Annotated in this window: 10 protein-coding genes; 4 read left to right on the top strand and 6 right to left on the bottom strand. The window is 68.8% G+C overall.

Translation table 11 applies throughout. The features are described 5' to 3' along the window. A complete protein-coding gene (locus ACSVDM_RS25770) occupies nt 1–855 on the bottom strand; it encodes a LysR family transcriptional regulator (protein WP_067637013.1) in 855 nt (284 codons plus the stop codon). A gap of 136 nt (nt 856–991) precedes the next feature. Here ACSVDM_RS25770 and ACSVDM_RS25765 point away from each other — a divergent pair, with 136 nt between their 5' ends. The 4 genes from ACSVDM_RS25765 to ACSVDM_RS25750 all read left to right on the top strand — a co-directional run bounded on the left by ACSVDM_RS25765 (nt 992) and on the right by ACSVDM_RS25750 (nt 10,807). Then, nucleotides 992–2,308, top strand: coding sequence for an NAD(P)/FAD-dependent oxidoreductase (locus ACSVDM_RS25765; RefSeq protein WP_439268430.1), 1,317 nt, complete (start codon nt 992–994; stop codon nt 2,306–2,308). A gap of 247 nt (nt 2,309–2,555) precedes the next feature. Then, nucleotides 2,556–3,374, top strand: a complete 819-nt coding sequence (locus tag ACSVDM_RS25760) for a GNAT family N-acetyltransferase (protein WP_067636974.1) — start codon at nt 2,556–2,558, stop codon at nt 3,372–3,374. 110 nt (nt 3,375–3,484) lie between these two features. Beyond that, complete coding sequence (locus tag ACSVDM_RS25755) at nt 3,485–4,324, top strand: lysophospholipid acyltransferase family protein (protein WP_439268429.1); 840 nt, start codon at nt 3,485–3,487, stop codon at nt 4,322–4,324. Between the two features lie 435 nt (nt 4,325–4,759). Then, nucleotides 4,760–10,807 (top strand): amino acid adenylation domain-containing protein, encoded by a 6,048-nt coding sequence (locus tag ACSVDM_RS25750; RefSeq protein WP_439268428.1) that lies wholly within the window; start codon nt 4,760–4,762, stop codon nt 10,805–10,807. Between the two features lie 37 nt (nt 10,808–10,844). Here the strand turns inward: ACSVDM_RS25750 and ACSVDM_RS25745 are convergent, their stop codons facing one another. The 5 genes from ACSVDM_RS25745 to ACSVDM_RS25725 form a co-directional block, all read right to left on the bottom strand. Continuing rightward, a complete protein-coding gene (locus ACSVDM_RS25745) occupies nt 10,845–11,696 on the bottom strand; it encodes a 3-hydroxybutyryl-CoA dehydrogenase (RefSeq protein WP_067493193.1) in 852 nt (283 codons plus the stop codon). Between the two features lie 90 nt (nt 11,697–11,786). Continuing rightward, nucleotides 11,787–13,280 carry an amino acid permease gene (locus ACSVDM_RS25740; RefSeq protein ID WP_439268427.1) on the bottom strand — a complete coding sequence of 498 codons (1,494 nt, stop codon included), beginning with the start codon at nt 13,278–13,280 and terminating at the stop codon, nt 11,787–11,789. A gap of 29 nt (nt 13,281–13,309) precedes the next feature. Then, nucleotides 13,310–14,389, bottom strand: a complete 1,080-nt coding sequence (locus tag ACSVDM_RS25735) for a Glu/Leu/Phe/Val dehydrogenase dimerization domain-containing protein (protein ID WP_439268426.1) — start codon at nt 14,387–14,389, stop codon at nt 13,310–13,312. A gap of 117 nt (nt 14,390–14,506) precedes the next feature. Then, nucleotides 14,507–17,974, bottom strand: a complete 3,468-nt coding sequence (locus ACSVDM_RS25730) for an indolepyruvate ferredoxin oxidoreductase family protein (RefSeq protein ID WP_439268425.1) — start codon at nt 17,972–17,974, stop codon at nt 14,507–14,509. A gap of 157 nt (nt 17,975–18,131) precedes the next feature. Further along, nucleotides 18,132–18,626: an Lrp/AsnC family transcriptional regulator gene (locus ACSVDM_RS25725; RefSeq protein WP_067493199.1), complete on the bottom strand. Its 495-nt coding sequence runs from the start codon at nt 18,624–18,626 to the stop codon at nt 18,132–18,134. Nucleotides 18,627–18,630: the final 4 nt, after the last annotated feature.

The following is an 18,630-nucleotide window of genomic DNA, read 5'->3' as shown; positions in this document are numbered from 1 at the left end:
TCAGTCATGATGCAACGCATCCAACAGCGTCTTGACGATCGGATTCTCCCGAGCGTCCTCCCGCAACACCGCCGACACCGGAATGCGCAACCGATGGTCGGTGAGGTCGAGGGTGAGCAGGCCCTTGGTGGGTCCTTCGTAGAGGATCGTCCAGGACTCCGGGCGGTTGAGTAGCTCCATGGTCGCTGTGTGGTCGGGTGGGATCGGGGGTCCGAAGGTGGGGCCGGTGGGGAGGTCGGCGAAGGCCGAGCGGATGAGTGTGTGCAACAACACCTGCTCCTGTTCCGGGGGCAGCAGCAGGGGGTAGGGGCTGAGTTCGGCGAGGGTGACGGCGCCGCGTTCGGCGAGCGGATGACTGCTGGAGATGGCGATCACGAGGTCCTCCACCCACAGCTGTTCCACGGCCAGACCGGGCTGTTCCACACTGCCGCGGATCAGGGCCAGATCGCAGTCACCGTCGGCGACGGCGGTGATCCGCTGACGGAACGGTTTGATGACGTATTCGATCTCGGCATCGGGGTGCGCGGCCCGCGCGGTGGCGATCGCGGACAGCGACGGCGCCGCGAAAGACATGTTGGCGGCCAACCGAATTCGCGGCCCGGTGGTGCGCACGGCCGCCCGGATCGCCGACTCGAGACTCAGCATCTGCTTGGCCAGGGGGAGCAGTCGCAGCGTCGCTTCGGTGGGCACAACGGCCCGGGTGGTCCGCTCGAAAAGCTGGGCGCCGAGGTCGCGTTCCAGGCGCGCGATCTGGTGGCTGATGGCCGACTGGGAGATGAAGCAGCGGCTCGCCGCACGGCTGAAACTGAGCTCCTCGCAGACCGCCACGAAGTACGAAAGTTGACGTAGTTCCACCTGCTGACCTCCCATATATTAGTTATGCAGATAAGAGTCATCTTCATTATGCGCCCACGCGGGGGAAACGTTTCCGTTCCGCATCGCGTTTACTCATAGGAAAGGATTCATTACCGATCTTGGAGAGCGCGCGATCATGGAACACACCGATGTCGTCATCGTCGGCTCGGGCTTCGGCGGACTTGCCGCAGCCAAGCAGCTGGCCAAGTCGCGAATCAACTTCGTGTTGATCTCGAGCACCCCGGAGCACCTGTTCCAGCCGCTGCTGTACCAGGTGGCGACCGGCGTACTCGACTCCGAAGAGATCGCCCCGCCGATCAAGAACGTACTGCGCCGCCACCCCGAGGCCGACGTCCGCCTGGGCAAGGTCACCGGCATCGATGCCGACGCCGCCGTGCTCACCTACGAGACCGCCGAGGGCACCCGCCAGATCCGCTACGGCTCGCTGATCGCGGCCACCGGTGCCAGCCAGAGCTACTTCGGCCGCGACGACTTCGCCGACAAGACCTTCTCGCTCAAGACCATCGACGACGCCGAGCGGCTGCGCGACCAGATCGCCACCGTCTTCGCCAAGGCCGAGCACGCCGACGAGGCGACCAAGCGCAAGCTGCTCAGCTTCGTGGTCGTCGGCGCCGGCGCGACCGGTGTCGAGGTGGCGGGCCAGATCAAGGAACTCGCGAAAAGGCACTTCCACCAGAAGGTTTCGGTCACCCTGGTGGAGGGCGCCGACGCGGTGCTCCCGCCGTTCGGCGGCGGGCTCTCGGAGTACGCCAAGCGGTCGCTCGAGGGTAGCGGTGTGCAGGTGCTGCTCGGCACCTTCGTCACCGACATCGCCGAGGGCAAGGTGACCGTCCGCGACAAGGAGGGCATCGAGCGCGGTATCGCCGCCGAGACCGTGGTGTGGTCGGCGGGTGTGCAGGCGGGCGGCTTCGCGACGCTGCTGGCCGAGGCCACCGGCGCCGAGACCGACCGCGCGGGCCGCATCCTGATCAACCCCGACCTGACCGTCGGTGGGCACGCCGACATCTACGCCATCGGCGACATGACCTCGCTCAACGGCTACCCCGGCCAGTCGCCGGTGGCCATGCAGGAGGGGCGTCACGCCGCCGACATCATTCGCGGCAAGAAGGACGCGGGCACGCCGTTCGTCTACTGGGACAAGGGCAGCATGGCGGTGATCAGCCGGTTCAGCGCCGTGGTGAAGCTCAACGAGCGCATCACCTTCCGCGGCACCATCGCCTGGGCGATGTGGCTGGCCGTGCACCTGATGTACCTGGTCGGCTTCCGCAACCGCTTCGCCGCGGTGGCGTCCTGGCTGGTCGCCTTCGCCGGTACGGCCCGCCCCGGTTTCGCCGAGGCCGAGGTGCGCGAGCTCCCGGCGACCGCACCCGGCGACGAACGCGCCGGGACAGACGGTGCCAACAACGGCAAGAAGGATCGCGTCGCGGCCTGATCCGACTGTCCGACGGCCCGCCGGGAAACCGGCGGGCCGTCCTCGTTTCGCAAGCCACGTACTGTGTGCCCGCATTCCGGATCTCACCCGAAATCCACCGTGTTCGGCCAGAAACCCGCAGGTGGGCGAACGATGGGCAGCGGGTCGGTGAACGCCCGGTGTGACGGGTGTCTCGTTCACCGAACGGGCATCGACACGACACTGGAGCGTCGCCCCAATGCCAAGTCGGGCTGGCTTCATCAAGTGCATGACAATTTCGTCCGTGTTGACCGCGCCGGCGCCGGACTCCGGGGTGGGGAAGTCTCGCTACTCGCTCGTCGTCGCCTCCGACGCCGAGCATCGCGAAGCCGCGCAGCGCCTGCGCTTCCAGGTCTTCGCCGCCGAACCCGGTTTCCAGATGCCCGACAACGGTACCGGTCTGGACGCCGACCGGTTCGACGAGCACTGCGACCACCTGCTCGTGCGTGACGAGTTCACCGAACAGTTCGTCGGTTGCTACCGGATGTTGCCGCCGGACAAGGTGATCGCGGCGGGCGGCTACTACACCGCCACCGAATTCGATCTCACCCGCCTCGATCCCGAGGGTCATCGCATCGTGGAGATGGGCCGGGCGTGCGTGGTGCCCGACCACCGCAACGGCTCGGTGCTCACCCTCATGTGGGCGGGCATCCTGCACTACATCCAGCTCACCGGTTACGACTGGGTGATGGGGTGTGTGTCGGTGCCCATGCAGGACAGCCCGCAGGACCCCGCCGGGGTGAACGTGCGCGGCGTGCGCGACATGTTGCTGGGCCGCCACTCCTGCGACCCGGAACGCTACGTGGAGCCGTACAACCCGGTCGTCGTCGACGGACTGTCCCTCGACCAGCTGACCCCGCCGAGCCGCCCGAAGCTACCGCCGCTGTTACGCGGCTACCTGCGCCTGGGCGCCGAGATCTGCGGCGAACCGGCGCACGACCCCGATTTCGCGGTCGCCGACTTCGTCGCGCTGCTCGGTATGGAAACCATCAACACCCGGTACCTGGAGCGGCTGCAGAGCGCGGCCGCCAATTTCGACGGGAAGTAACCGCCATGGTGTTCGACGCGCCGCCCGCCCCCCACTCGCACTCGTGGATGCCGTCGAGCCCCTGTGGTTCCGGCTGTATCGAACCGATCGACCAGGTCGGTACTGCCAGAATGCTGACCAGGCTGGCCGGGGTGGCCGGACTGGTGCTCGGTTTCCCGGTCCTCACCGTCGCCACCCCGAAGGCGCGTCGCGAGGACATGCAGCGCCGGTACGCCCGAGCGGCGTTGCGCTGCTTGGGGATGCGACTGCGCGTCATCGACAACCGCGGAGCCGACGCCTCGGCGGCGGGGTTCGCCGATCCGGGCACGCCGATGATGGTGGTGGCCGGGCACATCGGCTGGGCCGACGTGGTCGCGCTGGCCGCCGTACAGCCGGTGAGTTTCGTGGCGCGTGCCGACATGGTCGAGTGGCCGCTGCTGGGCAAGCTGGCCCAGCTCACCCGCGTGATCCCGATCGAGCGCGCCCGGTTGCGCGAATTGCCGGGTGTGGTCGGGCAAGTCGCGCAACGGCTGAGTGCGGGCAACCGGATCGTGGTGTTCCCCGAGGGCACCACCTGGTGTGGCCGGGCCTACGGTTCGCTGCGCCCGGCGATGTTCCAGGCCGCCGTCGACACCGCCACCCCGGTGCAGCCGGTGCGGTTGCGCTACCTCGACCGCGACGGAATGCCGTGCACCGTACCGGGTTTCGTCGGTGACGACACTTTCGCCGACTCGGCGAAGCGGGTGCTGCGCAGCAAAGGCATGACCGTCGAGATCGTGCTGGAACCGCGCGAGCACCCCGGCACCGACCGCCGTGATCTGGCACGCCGGTGTGAGCGCGCCATTCGCGGCGCCGACCGCTCGCGCCACGGTGTGCTCGACACGGAATGGATCGAATCGGGCAATACGCGCGTGCAGGATCCCTCGGTGACGCAGCAGGAGCCGGTGTCCACCGGAGCTACTGCCTGGTAACCCTCCCGGTCTTGTGCCGGTAGCGGAGGTCGCGAGCGCGGCCTCCGCTACCGGTATTCGTCCTGCCGCCGAGCGGGTGCTGCCCGCAAATGTGAAAAGGGCGCTACCGCAGCGTGCGCGTGCGATGCTGCCCTGATCACCGCGTGACCTGCGTCGCTGACCGAAGAGTCCCCTTTACCCACTTCGCTGCGAAGTGAAACCTGTGAATTGGCTATGCCATGAACTAAATGAGATATTTGCGGTACCGTCACGCAGGATTTTCCCGATACGCCGGGTGTAGTCGTCGCCCGGCGGCGTGTGAGCAGTGCGAACGCATGGGTTGATCCATGGTGAAGGGAAGCGTTTCCGGTGACCGAGCAAGTTTCTGGCGTTCGTCGACCCCGCCCCGTTCGACGTGGACGAGTATCGACGTCCGCCACCCTGCCCCGGCTGCTCATGGCAGCTGTCGAGCGTGCCCCCGAGGCCACCGCGCTGCGGTTCGCCGGCCGCTCGCTCACCTACACCGAGCTGGACCAGTGGTCCTCCCGGCTGGCCCGTGTGCTCATCGCCCGCGGGCTCGGACCCGGTGACCGCATCGTCCTCGCGCTCACCCGCTCGATCGAATCGGTGGTCGCGGTGTGGGCGGCGGCCAAGTGCGGCGCCACCTTCGTGCCGGTCGACCCGCGCTACCCGGCCGAACGCGTCGCCCACATGCTCGGCGACTCCGGCGCGGGCTTCGGCCTCGCCATGGCCGACGACGCCGCCCGCTTCGACACCGGAATCCGCTGGCTCGCCATCGATTCCGCCGGCTACCAGGCCGAACTCGCCGCCGCGTCGGACGAACCCGTGTGTGCGGGGGAGCGCACCGCGCAACTGCGTCCCGACGAGCTGGCCTACATCATCTATACCTCCGGTTCCACCGGTGTGCCCAAGGGCGTCTCGGTCACCCACACCGGTCTCGCCGGTCTGTGCGCCGAGCAGGTTCGTCGTTTCGGTATCGACACCGGCTCGCGCACAGTGCATTTCGCCTCGCCGAGCTTCGATGCGAGCATGCTCGAACTGCTGCTCGCGGTGGGTGCGAGCGCCACGATGGTGATCGCGCCGCCGGACGTGTACGGCGGCGACGAGCTCACCGAACTGCTGCGTACCGAAGGGGTGACCCACGCGTTCATCACTCCCGCCGCGCTGGCCGGTCTCGACGCCACCGCGCTGCCCGAGCTGCGTGTGCTCGCCGTCGGCGGCGAGGCCTACCCGCCGGAGCTGATCGCGCAGTGGGCGCCGGGTCGCTCCTTCTTCAACGTCTACGGCCCGACCGAAACCACCATCGTCTGCGCCATGAGCGACCGGCTCGACCCCGGCGACGTGGTGACGATCGGTGACACGATCCCCGGCATGAAGGCGGTGGTCCTCGACGCCCGGCTGCATCCGGTGCCCGACCGCGTCCCGGGCGAGCTGTACCTGGCAGGCGCCGGGCTCGCCCGCTGCTACCACGATCGCGCCGGGCTCACCGCGAGCCGATTCGTCGCCGACCCGGTGACCGGCGGCAGGCTATACCGCACCGGTGACCTGGTGCAATGGGAACCGGTGCCCGGTGGGATGGGCCTGAAATTCCTCGGCCGCACCGACGCGCAGGTGAAGCTGCGCGGTTTCCGCATCGAACTGGGCGAGATCGACGCCGTGCTCTCGGCCGACGACTCGGTGCACTTCGCCGCGACGCTGATCAGGACGCTGCCCAGCGGGGTCGACGCCCTCGTCGCCTATGTAGTGGCCGCGCCCGGCGCGACCGTCGATCCGGCGGCACTGACCCGGCTCGCCGAGCAGCGGTTGCCGCAGCACGCCGTGCCGACGGCCATCGTGGTGCTCGAGGAACTGCCACTGACTCCGGTCGGCAAACTCGACCACCGCGCCCTGCCCGACCCCGAACTGACCACACGCGAATTCGCCGAGCCGCGAACCGACGCCGAACGCACCGTCGCCGAGGTCTTCGCCGATCTGCTCGGCACCGACCGGGTGGGCCGCGACGACGACTTCTTCGCGCTCGGCGGCAACTCCCTGCTCGCCACCCGCCTGGCCGGGCGCCTGGGCGCGCTCACCGGCGTCAGGGTGCCCGCGCGCACCGTGTTCGAGCACGCGAGTGTGGCCGCGCTGGCGACCGCGTTGGCCGACCTCGTCGCCGACACCCGTGTGCCGTTGACCCGCCGCGAGCGTGGTGCGCGGATTCCGTTGTCGCTGGCCCAGCAGCGCATGTGGTTCATGGCCCGCCTCGACCCCGACGCGAGCACCTACAACATTCCGGTCGCGCTTCGCCTGTCCGGTCCGCTCGACACCGCCGCCCTCACCGCCGCCCTCGACGATGTGCTCGAACGCCACGAAGTGCTGCGGACCGTCTACCCCGAACACGACGGCCAGGGCTACCAGCAGGTCCTCCCGGTGGCCGCGGCCGGTCTCGAGGTGGCGGTGACCGCGATCGAGGAGTCCGACCTGCGCGGTGAGCTCGCCAGGCTCACCTTCGGCGGGTTCGATGTGTGCGCGCGGGTTCCCGTGCGCGCCACCGTCTTCCAGCTCTCGGCGACCGAACACGTCCTGGCCGTGGTGGTGCACCACATCGCCACCGACGGCTTCTCCCTCGGCCCGCTCACCCGCGACCTGATGACGGCCTACATCGCCCGCACCGAGGGGCACGCCCCCGCCTGGTCACCGCTGCCGGTGCAGTACGCCGACTACACCCTGTGGCAGCACGAACTGCTCGGCGCCGCAGACGATCCCGCCTCGCTGCTGGCCCGCCAGCTCGACTTCTGGCGCACCGCGCTGGCGGGCGCGCCCGCCCTGCTCGAGCTGCCCACCGACCGTCCGCGCCCACCGATCGCGAGCACCAGGGGCGCCGCGCACCACTTCGCCCTCGACGCGGGCTTGCATCGGTCGCTGGAAACCCTTGCCCGCGAACACAATGCCTCGCTGTTCATGGTGGTGCGCACTGCACTGGCCGTACTGCTGGCCCGGATGGCGGGCGCCGACGACGTCACCCTCGGCGCCCCGGTCGCCGGTCGTGGTGAGCCCGAACTCGACGACCTGGTCGGCATGTTCGTCAACACCGTCGTGCTGCGCACCCGGATCGCGGCGGGGGAACCCTTCGCCGCCCTGCTCGACCGGGTCCGCGAGAGCGATCTGGCGGCCTTCGGGCACGCCGACGTGCCGTTCGAACGTCTTGTGGCTGAACTGGATCCGCCCCGCACCCAGGCGCATCATCCGCTGTACCAGGTGGCGTTGTCGTTCCAGAACTTCGGTGCCGCACGCCTGGAACTGCCCGAATTGAGTGTGGCGGCAGTCGATCTGGGCGACGAGGTGGCCCCGGTCGACCTGCAGTTGACGGTGGTTCCCCAGGAAGACGGGGACGGACCGGCCGGGCTGCGGTGTTCGTGGCGTTACGCCACCGCGCTGTTCGACGAGTCGACCATGGCGGCACTCGGTGCCCGCCTCGGCGCGCTGCTCGCGGCCGCCGTGGCCCACCCGGACCGCGCCGTGGGTGATCTGCCGTTGCTCACCGAGTTCGAGCGGACCGAACCGGCCGGTGAGCTGCGGCTGGTTCCCGACGTGACGCTGCTCGACGAGTTCCGCACGCGGGCGTCGCGCACGCCGGAGGCGCCCGCGGTGACGTTCGCCGATCGAACCCTGACCTACCGCGAGCTCGCGAGCCGGGTCAACCGGCTGGCCCGGTTGCTCGTGGCGACCGGCGTCGGGCCGGGCAGCACCGTCGGGGTGGCGATCCGGCCGTCGCTCGACCTGGTCGTCGCCATGTACGCGGTCTTCGCGGCGGGCGGCGCGTATGTGCCGATCGACCCGGAGTCGCCCGCCGAACGCCGCGCCGACATCCTGACCGCCGCGCGCCCGGTCTGCGTGCTCAGCACGGTCGCCGACACCGTCGAGGTCGACGACCTGCCCGTGATCTCGGTCGACCTGGTCGCGAATTCCGGTGCGCTGAACGCCTTCTCGGACACTTGGCTCACCGACGCCGACCGGCTGCGTCCGCTGCGGACCCTCGACCTGGCCTACGTGATCTTCACCTCGGGCTCCACCGGTAAACCCAAGGGTGTCGGGGTACCGCATTCGGCGATCGTGAACCAGGCCGCGTACATGGTCGGCGAGTACGCGGTCGGCGCCGCCGATGTTGTGCTGCAGTCGATTCCGTTCACCTTCGACGCCTCGATGATCGGTTTCGCGACGCCGTTGCGCGCCGGGGCCCACATGGTCGTCGCCGCCGCGCACGGACTCACCGACCCCGCCTACCTGGCGGATATCATCGCGCGCCACGGTGTTACCGGCACGACCATCGTGCCGTCGGTGCTGCAGATGCTCCTCGATGCCGCGCCCGCGGGCGCACTGCGGTCGCTGCGTGCGGTCTGGGTGGGCGGTGAGGCGCTGCCGAACGCGACCATCGCCCGTTTCGCGGCCCTCACCTCCGGCCGGTTGCACAACCTGTACGGGCCGACCGAGGCGACCGTGTCGATCACCGCCGCCGACGTCACCGAGGTGGGTGACGGCGTCGTCCCGATCGGGTTGCCGCACTGGAATTCTCGCGCCTATGTGCTCGACGCCCGGCTGCGGCCGGTGCCCCTCGGCACACCCGGCGAGCTGTACCTGGCCGGTGCGCAGCTGGCCCGCGGATACCTGGGGAGCCCCGGTCGCACGACGGAGCGGTTCGTCGCCGACCCCTACGGTCCGGTCGGCGAACGCATGTACCGCACCGGTGACCTGGTGCGCCGCCTGCCCACCGGCGAACTGACCTACCTCGGCCGCACCGACGTGCAGCTCAAACTGCACGGCCTGCGCATCGAACCCGGTGAGATCGAGGCGGCACTGCGCGCGCATCCGTCGGTGGCCGGTGCGGCGGTGACGGTGCACCACGAACAGCTCGTCGGTTACGTCACGCCGTCCGGCGTCGATGTCACCGAGGTGCTGGCCACCGCGCGAACCCTGTTGCCGCCGTACATGATCCCGTACCGGGTGCTCGCGCTCGACGAGTTCCCGCTCGGCGCGACCGGCAAGCTCGATCGCAAGGCGCTGCCCGCACCCGCGCGCGAGATCCGTGAGTACCAGGCACCGGTCACCAACGACGAACAAGTTGTCGCGGAGGTGTTCGCGAGCGTGCTCGAGCTGGAGCGGGTGGGCCGCGACGACGACTTCTTCGTCCTCGGCGGTACCTCGCTGTCGGCGATCCGGGTGCGTGCGAGTTTGGCCGAACGGCTCGGCATCGAGGTCGCATTGCGGCTGCTGTTCAGCTATCCGCTGGTCAGCGACCTGGCGCTGGCTCTGCGCGACGAGAAGGCGGCCTCCTCGACCGGCCCCGATCCGGCGCTCGACCGGGTGCTCGATCCGTCGATCACGCTCGACGGGTGCGTCCCACCGCGCTCGGGCGAACCGGCGAACATCCTGCTCACCGGCGCCACCGGATTCCTCGGCAGCTTCCTGCTGCGCGAACTGCTCGAGCACACCACCGCGACCGTTCACTGCCTGGTGCGCGCCGCCGACGCCGACACCGCACTCGATCGGGTGGTCGCCACGGCGGCCGGTTACGGCATCGAGGTGGACCGGGCCCGATTGGCCGGTGTCCCAGGCGATCTGGCCCGGCCGCAGCTCGGCATCGACCCGCGCCGCTTCGCCGAACTGGCCGACCGGATCGACGTGATCTACCACAACGGCGCCCTGGTGAATCATCTCGAGCCGTACGGGCGGATGCGCGAGGCCAATGTCGGTGGAACCACCGAGGTGCTGCGCCTGGCCACCACCACCCGCGTCAAAGCGGTGCACTACGTGTCGACGACGTCGGTGCTCGCGGGCATTCCGCAGGCCGACGGCGTGCCTGCCGGGCTTCCGGGCTACGCGCTCACCAAGTGGGTCGCCGAACAGCTGATGCACACGGCGGCCCAGCGCGGTGTGCCGATCGCGGTGTACCGGCCCGGCCTCATCACCGGTGATTCCCGCACCGGCGTCGCACCGGCCGAGGACGCCTGGTGGACAATGCTTCGCTCGATGCTCGTGCTCGGCACGGCCGTCGACGTGCGCTCGGTCGCGATCGGGATGGCGCCGGTCGACTACGTCGCGGCGGGCATCGTGCGGCGGTCATGTGACGATTCGGCGTTGGGTCAGGTGTTCCGGGCGGCGGGTCCGGAGGTGCCGCTCGGCATCGTCTACGACGAGATCGTGCGGCGCGGTTACCGTTTCGACTTCATCGATCCGATGGAGTTCGGGCAGATCCTCACCACAGCCGCCGAACAGCCGGGGGTCGATCCAAGGCTGGCGCGCGCGTCGGCACTGAGCGGCAACTATGTGGCGGCGGTCGCGGCGGCGGGGGCGAGCTCGGTGCTCGGCGCGGTCGAGTCGAGCAGCGTCGAGTCGGCCGAAACTCTGCCCATCGATATTCCGGCGGTCGACGCGTCCGTCATCGCCCGCTATTTCGACCACTACATCGAGACCGGGTTCTTCCCGGCCCCGGCGGGCGTGGCCTGAGCCGGTCCCGCGCCCGGGCGGGCGCGGGACCAGGTTCTCACTTGGCGTAGTCGTAGAAACCGCGACCGGTCTTGCGGCCGAGGCGGCCCGCGTCGACCATGCGGCGCAGCAGGGCAGGCGGGGCGTAGTGCGGCTCGGCGAACTCGGCGTACAGCGACTCGGCGGCGGCGAGTGCGATGTCGAGGCCGACGGTGTCGAGCAGCGTCAGCGGGCCCATCGGGTAACCGCAGCCGCCCTTCATGGCGGTGTCGATGTCCTCAGCGGTGGCGTAACCCGACTCGAGCATCCGGATCGCGGAGCACAGGTACGGGATGAGCAGCGCGTTGACGATGAAGCCGGAACGGTCACCGGCCTGCACGGTCAGCTTGCCGAGGGTGTTCTTGGCGTAGTCGGTGACGGCCTCGGCCGCTTCCGGCGCGGTGACCAGGGTGGAGATGATCTCGACCAGCGGCATCACCGGCACCGGGTTGAAGAAGTGCACGCCGACCACGCGCTCGGGACGCTGGGTGGCGCCGGCCACCTTGATCACCGGGATCGAGGAGGTGTTGGTGGCCAGGATGCCCTCGGGCTTGACGATCTTGTCCAGCTTGCCGAAGATCTCGTACTTCAGCGACTCGATCTCCGGGGCGGCCTCGATCACCAGGTCGCGGTCGGCGAACTCGTCCATGTCCAGGGTCACCCGCACGCGGGCGATGGCCGCGTCGGCGTCTTCCTGGGAGATCTTGCCGCGCGCCACACCCTTGCTGATCGAGGTGGCGATGCGCTGCTGCGCGGCATCGGCGAACTCCTGCTTGGTCTCGAGCACGAGCACCGAGCTGCCCGCCTTGGCACACACCTCGGCGATACCCGCACCCATCGTGCCGCCACCGATTACACCGATCAACTCCACTGCAGAACTCCCAACATCGCGTTTCCCTGGCTGTCCCGGCGATTATTTCACCTCCCCTGGCACTCAGTGCCAGGGGAGGTGGAACGTGGCCTATCCCACTGGTGTCAATTCCGGCTTGTCCGGATCCGGTCGTCGGCGACCGAGCACGGAATGCCTGCGGCCGTAGGCGAAGTAGACGACGACACCGAGTGCCATCCAGATCACGAAGCGCAGCCAGGTCTCGATGGAGAGGTTGACCATCAGCCACAGGCAGGCCAGCGCGCCGAGCACGGGAACAACCGGGACGAACGGCACGCGGAACCCGCGCGGCAGGTCGGGGCGGGTGCGGCGCAGGACCAGCACGCCCACCGCCACCAGCACGAAGGCGACCAGCGTGCCGATATTGACCATTTCCTCGAGCGTGCCGAAGTCGACGAAACCTGCCAGCAGGGCGCAGACCATGCCGACGATGACGGTCAACCGGACGGGTGTTCCCTTCTTGCCGGTCTGGGCCAAGCTGCGGGGGAGCAGTCCGTCGCGGGCCATGGCGAACAGCACCCGGGTCTGCCCGAGGAACATCACCATGACCACCGTCGAGAGTCCGGCCAGGGCGCCGATGGCGATGATGTTCTTCACCCAGGTGGCGCCGTGGATGGCGAAAGCTGTTGCGAGGGTGGCATTTCCGTCGGCGAGCTGGGTGTAGGAGACCATGCCGGTGAGGACCAGCGACACCGCGATGTAGAGCACGGTCACGATGGCCAGCGAACCGAGGATGCCGCGCGGGATGTCGCGCTGCGGGTTGCGGGTCTCCTCGGCGGTGGTGGCGACGACATCGAAGCCGATGAAGGCGAAGAACACCAGGCTGGCGGCGGCGAGCAGGCCGTACCAGCCGTAGCTGGTGCCGCCGGACCCGGTGACGAAGGCGAACAGCGACTGCCGCAGCCCCTCGGCCTTCTCCGACGGCTCGGCGGGTGGAATGTAGGGCGACAGGTTCGACGGCTTGAAGTAGGTCGCGCCGACCACCAGCACCAGCGCGATCACGCCGAGCTTGATGGCGACGGCGATGGCCGAGACCCGCGACGACAGCTTCGTCCCGGTGGCCAGCAGCACGCCGACCACCGCGATGATCACCACCGCACCCCAGTCGAAACTCACCGACCCGATGTGCACCACCGGTGCCGACGAGCCGAGCACGTCACCGAGATATTGCGACCAGCCCTTGGCGACCACGGAGACCGCGAGCGCGAATTCCAGGATCAGATCCCAGCCGATGATCCAGGCGATCACCTCACCGAAGGTGGCGTAGGCGAAGGTGTACGCGCTGCCGGCCACCGGAACGGTCGAGGCGAACTCGGCGTAGCAGAGGGCGGTGAGCCCGCACGCGATCGCCGCGAAGACGAACGCGAGCGAGACCGCGGGCCCGGCCACCGTGCCCGCGGTGCGGGCGGTGAGGGTGAAGATGCCCGCACCGATCACCACCGCGACACCGAAGATCGTGAGGTCCTTCGCCGTCAGGTCCTTGCGCAGCTTGGCATCGGGATCGTCGGTGTCCCGGATCGATTGCTCGACAGATTTCGTGCGGAACAACCCGCTCGTGATCGCCATTGTGTCTCCTCCTTGAAACTCGGGCGCGCTCAGAGCGAGCGGGGGATGGCGTCGAGACGGCGTTCGGCGAACCGATTGGCAGCGGCACCGGTGGCGATACCGTCGGCTTTCGCCGCGGCGATGATCTCGCGGCAGCGCGGGAAGATGTCGGTGACCTCGGCTTCCACCTCGGCGGGTGGGGCGGCGCGCAATTCGCCTGCCACCTGGATGAGTCCGCCGCTGTTGGCGACGAAGTCGGGGACCCAGGTGATGCCGCGTTCGGTGAGTGCCTGCTCCACCTCGGGGGTGGCGAGCTGGTTGTTGGCCGCGCCGCAGACGAGTTTGGCCTCGATCGTCGCGGCGGTCGACGCGGTGAGGGTGGCGCCGAGCGCACAGGGGGCGTACACGTCGACCGGTGCGGTCGAGACCGTGGACAGCAGCCGGACCTCGGGGTGCTCGGCGGCGATGCGGCGCAGTGCCGCTTCGTTCACATCCGTCACGCAGACCTCGGCGCCGTCGGCGAGCAGCAGGGCGGTGAGCTCGCGGCCGACCTTGCCGACGCCTTCCACGCCGACGGTGCGCCCGGCCAGTGTCGGTGTGCCCCAGACGGATTCGGCACCCGCGCGCATGGCCTGGAACACGCCGAGCGCGGTGAGCCGGGCGCTGTCACCGCTGCCGCCCGCGGCGACGCTGCGGCCGGTGACATAGCGGGTGTGCCTGCCGATGATGTCGAGGTCGTCGGTGGTGGTGCCCACGTCGCCCGCGGTGATGTAGCGGCCGCCGAGGGTGTCGACGAAACACGCGTAGGCGGCGAGCAGCTCCTCGCTCTTCATCGTCGCCGGGTCACCGATGATGACGGCCTTGCCGCCGCCGAGGTCGACACCCGCGGCGGCGGCCTTGTAGGTCATGCCCCAGGACAGTCGCAGCACGTCCTGCAACGCCGCGGATTCGTCGGCGTAGGGGTAGAAGCGGGTGCCGCCGAGCGCGGGGCCGAGCGCCGTGGAGTGGATGGCGATGATCGCCTTCAGCCCGGACCTGTGGTCCTCGCAGAACACCACCTGTTCGTGGGCGCGGGCACTCAACTCGTGCGATCGTCCGAAAACTCCTGCTTCGGGGTGTGCGACGGTCACTGTCGATCCTTTCCGGTTGCCTCCACCACGGGTCGTGTCCGGGTGGTTCGTTCGTGCCGCGGGTCTGCGGCCTGATGTTGTGCTGTTGGGCGCCGATGTATTCGGCGCCGTGATCACTCAGAAGTCGATGCCGAGATCGCGCAGCCCGGCGCGGTACAGCTCGACATTGGCGAGTTTGATGTCCTCGTAGCCGCGCACGACGTCGGCGAGAGCGGCTGCCGCAGTGGCTGTCTCGTAGTTCTCTTCGGTCAGCTCGGCGGCGAGTCGCGTCACCATGGCGGTGTAGTGGGCCAGCAGTTCGCGCTCGACCTTGCGCACGTGGGCGTAGCCGAAGGGGTCGAGTTTCGTGCCACGCAGGAACTTGCCCTTGGCGAGGACCTTCAGCGCCACATGGGATTTCGGTGCGAGCCCGATCTTCTTCTTCCGGCCCATGGCGCGCAGGACGGGTGGATGCAGTTTGTAGGTGAGCTTCTCGCCACCCGGCACCTGGGCCTGTACCTCGGTGAGGAACGCCGGGTCGACCAGTAGCCGCGCCACTTCGTACTCGTCCTTGTACGCGGTGAACTTGTAGAGCCCGCGTGCGACAGCCTCGCTGAACTCGGTCCGTTCGGTGACGGAACGTTCTGCGGCCCAGATAGTTTCGACGGTATCGATGTAGCTCCGCGCCACCTTCGTGTTCTGGTAGCCGACCAGCTCACCGGCTCGCCGTTCCACGATCCGTCGTACCTCGCCTTCGAAGCCGGTGTGGGCCAACAGCTCAGCCGGTGCGGTCGGCGGAATCCGCCGCGGCTGCCCCTCATCGACAGCCGCGGCGAAGGCCGCCGGATCAGCGACGGCGACACGGCCCCAGCGGAATGCGGCCAGGGTGGCCGACACGGCGACCCCGTTGATCCCGATGGCTTCCTCGATCGCCGCCACCGGCAACCGCAACCCGCCCGCCTGCACCGCCGCGCCGACGATGAGGAAGTTGGCGGCCGCGGTGTTGCCGAACAGGGTTTCCGCGGCGGCGAGTGCGTCGAAGTGGTCGATCGAACGCGTCACCGCCGCAAGGCGATCCAGCAGCGTGCTGGTCTCGGGGTAGGACGTCGACTTGTCGTACACCATGTCGCCGGTCGGTGTCTTGCTCGTCGACGCCACAGCCACCGTGCTCGCCGCATTGCCGTAGCGCAGGTACCGGGGATCGGTGGCGGTCAGCAGGTCGACCGCGAGCAGACAGTCCGCGCTGCCCGGGGTGAGCCGGTTGGCCGGTTCCAGCTCCGAGCCCGAGAACCGCAGGTGCGACACCACGGGCCCGGCCTTCTGACTCAGGCCGATCTGATCGAGCGTCTCCACCTCGTACCCGGCACGCAGGGCGGCGGTGGCCAGCACCTGGTTCACCGTGACGATGCCGGTGCCGCCGATGCCCGCGATGAGCACGTTCTGGGTGCGCTGCGGCACGCCCGGTGCCGGATCCGGAACGGCGGGCGGCTCGAGGGTTTTGCGGCCGGCACGCTTGTCGGGTGACACCTCGACCGTCACGAACGACGGGCAGTCGCCGTCCAGGCAGCTGTAGTCGGTGTTGCAGGAGGTCTGATCGATGCGGGTCTTGCGCCCGAATTCGGTGTCGACGGGTTGCACGGACAGGCAGTTCGACTTGGTGCCGCAATCGCCGCAGCCCTCGCAGACGGCCTCGTTGATCACCACGCGGGTGTTGCGCACCGGCAGTGTGCCGCGTTTGCGCTGCCTGCGGGCGTCGGCGGCGCAGTGCTGGTCGTAGATCAGCACGGTGACGCCCTCGATCTCGCGCAGCATCCGCTGGGCTTCGTCGAGCCGGTCACGATGCCACAGCAGCGTCCCCTCGGCCAGCGCCCGCTTGCTGTGCCGCTTCGGCTCGTCGGCGCAGACGATAATCTGCTTCACGCCCTCGACGGTGAGTTTGTGGGTGAGCTGCGCGACGGTGAGCATGCCACCCACTTCCTGCGCCCCGGTCATCGCGACGACCTCGTTGTAGAGCAGCTTGTAGGTGATGTTCACCCCCGCCGCCACGCACGCCTGCACGGCCAGCTGCCCGGAATGGAAGAACGTTCCGTCGCCGATGTTCTGGAACAGGTGCGGCACATCGGTGAACGGTGCCTGACCGATCCACTGACTGCCCTCGCCACCCATCTGCGTCAGCCCGGTGACGGCGCTGTCGGCGCGGCCCGACATGGTGACCAGCGTGTGACAGCCGATTCCGCCGCCGCCGATCGAGCCCTCGGGCAGGGCGGTGGACCGGTTGTGCGGGCAGCCGCTGCAGAAGTACGGCGTGCGCTTGGTGCTGAGTACTTCCAGCGGAAGTGCTGGCGGCGCAGCTCTTTTCAGCTCGACGCGCTCGCGAAGCACCCGGCGCAGCGGGGCGAGCAGCCGACCGGCGTCGAGTTCACCGTCGACCGGCATCAGCCGGGCACCGCGCTGGTCGTGCTTGCCGAGGATACGAGGCGTGTGCTCGGTGCCGTAGAGGATCTCGCGGATCTGGGTCTCGATGAAGGCGGTCTTGTCCTCGACCACGATCAGTTCCTCGAGTCCACGGGCGAACTCGGTGACCTTGGCCGGGCCGATCGGATAGGGCATGCCGATGCGCAGCAACCGGATTCCGGCCCGGTGCATCGCGGCCTCGTCGACGCCGAGCTCGAGCAGTGCTTGGCGCACGGCGTCGAATGTCGTTCCGGTGGCGGCGATGCCGACCTTCGCCTCCGGCGGGTCGACCTCGATGCTGTCGATGGCATTGGCCGCGCCGTAGGCGTGCACCATCGCCCAACGCGGGCCGTACAGGTCCGCCTCGGCGAGCAGGCTGTCGGTCGGAGCGGCCATCGGGCGCTGCCGATACGTGAAAGGCCTTCCCTCCCACTGCACCTCGGGCACCGTCACGGCGAGGTCGGCCACGTCGGCGTCGACCGTCCACGCGCCGTCGGCGACATCGGCGACGATCTTCAACGCCACCACACACCCCGAGGCCCGCGACAGCGCGATGCCCTGCATGCCGAGGGTGATGATCTCCTCGGCATTGCGCGGGAACAACACCGGCACACCCATCGCGGCCAGCGAACGTTCACTCACGGCGGGCACGGTCGACGACTTCGACGACGGATCGTCACCGACCAGCAGCAACACCCCGCCACGCGGGTTCACCCCGTACATGTTGGCGTGGCGGATGGCGTCGGTCGCCCGGTCCACACCGGGGCCCTTGCCGTACCAGACCCCCACCACGCCATCGTGGGTCGGGCGCCCGGCGGGCAGGTCGGCCTGGCTGCCCCACACCGAGGTGGCGGCCAGTTCCTCGTTGAGTCCCGGCACGAAGGTGATGTCGTGTTCGGTGAGCACCTCCGGCATGCCGAGCAGCATCTTGTCGACGCCACCCAGCGGGCTGCCCTGGTATCCCGAGACGAAGGTCGCGACCCGGCGCCCGGCGCGGATGTCACGCACATGCTGTTCCACCAGCAGCCGGGCGATGGCCTGGACGCCGGTGAGCAGGACCGGACCCGCGCCGGACCGATACCGGTCGGCCAGATCGTAGGACGCGGCCGGTTCGGCCAGCGGTCGGGCGGTGGAACAGACGACGCTGGTCATGAACACCTCACTGCACGAAGGAAAACTGCTACCCGTGCTGCGAAATGTGCCGTGAATGGGTGAACTGTGTCAACAGTCACACGAAAAGTTGATCAGACTGCTCAAAAGTGATCTAGGACACTGATGCGGATGAGTCAATCTGCTCGAGCCGAGAGACCTAGCTCACATCGTCGTCGGATCGACGTGCGGTCAGATCCTCGACCAGCGGCAGGCTCCGATACCCGATCGGTGTAGCCAGCGCGAGCATCGTCTCGGTATGGTTGACCCCGTCGATGGCGTGCACCCGCTGAATGATCTCCAGCAGATCCTGCTGTGAGCGCGCGGCCACCCGGACCAGCAGATCGGCGCGACCGGTCGTCGCGTGCACCTCGAGCACATGCGGGAAGTCGCGCAACCGCTCGATGATCGGGTCCATCTTGTTCTGATCGAGCTCGATTCCGAGAAACGCGTGCACCGCGAACCCGATCGCCGCCACATCGATATCCGGCGGATACCCCCGCACCGCCCCCGAGGACTCGAGCCGCTTCATCCGCGCCTGCACCGTGTTCCGCGCGATCCCGAGCCGCTGCGCCAGCTCGAGAATCGGCGCCCGGGGGTCCCGCGCCAGCTCGGCGAGCAACGCGGCGTCGACAGCATCGAACTTGATGGCCATCCGC

It is taken from the genome of Nocardia sp. JW2, assembly GCF_051843015.1.
GTDB lineage: Bacteria > Actinomycetota > Actinomycetes > Mycobacteriales > Mycobacteriaceae > Nocardia > Nocardia coubleae.
This window is presented reverse-complemented; position numbering and strand designations above follow the sequence as displayed.

Coding starts and splice junctions, on each gene's coding strand:
- ACSVDM_RS25750 (WP_439268428.1), top strand. CDS start 4,760: ATGGCAGCTGTCGAGCGTGCCCCCGAGGCCACCGCGCTGCGGTTCGCC.
- ACSVDM_RS25760 (WP_067636974.1), top strand. CDS start 2,556: ATGACAATTTCGTCCGTGTTGACCGCGCCGGCGCCGGACTCCGGGGTG.
- ACSVDM_RS25730 (WP_439268425.1), bottom strand. CDS start 17,974: ATGACCAGCGTCGTCTGTTCCACCGCCCGACCGCTGGCCGAACCGGCC.
- ACSVDM_RS25765 (WP_439268430.1), top strand. CDS start 992: ATGGAACACACCGATGTCGTCATCGTCGGCTCGGGCTTCGGCGGACTT.
- ACSVDM_RS25725 (WP_067493199.1), bottom strand. CDS start 18,626: ATGGCCATCAAGTTCGATGCTGTCGACGCCGCGTTGCTCGCCGAGCTG.
- ACSVDM_RS25740 (WP_439268427.1), bottom strand. CDS start 13,280: ATGGCGATCACGAGCGGGTTGTTCCGCACGAAATCTGTCGAGCAATCG.
- ACSVDM_RS25755 (WP_439268429.1), top strand. CDS start 3,485: ATGCTGACCAGGCTGGCCGGGGTGGCCGGACTGGTGCTCGGTTTCCCG.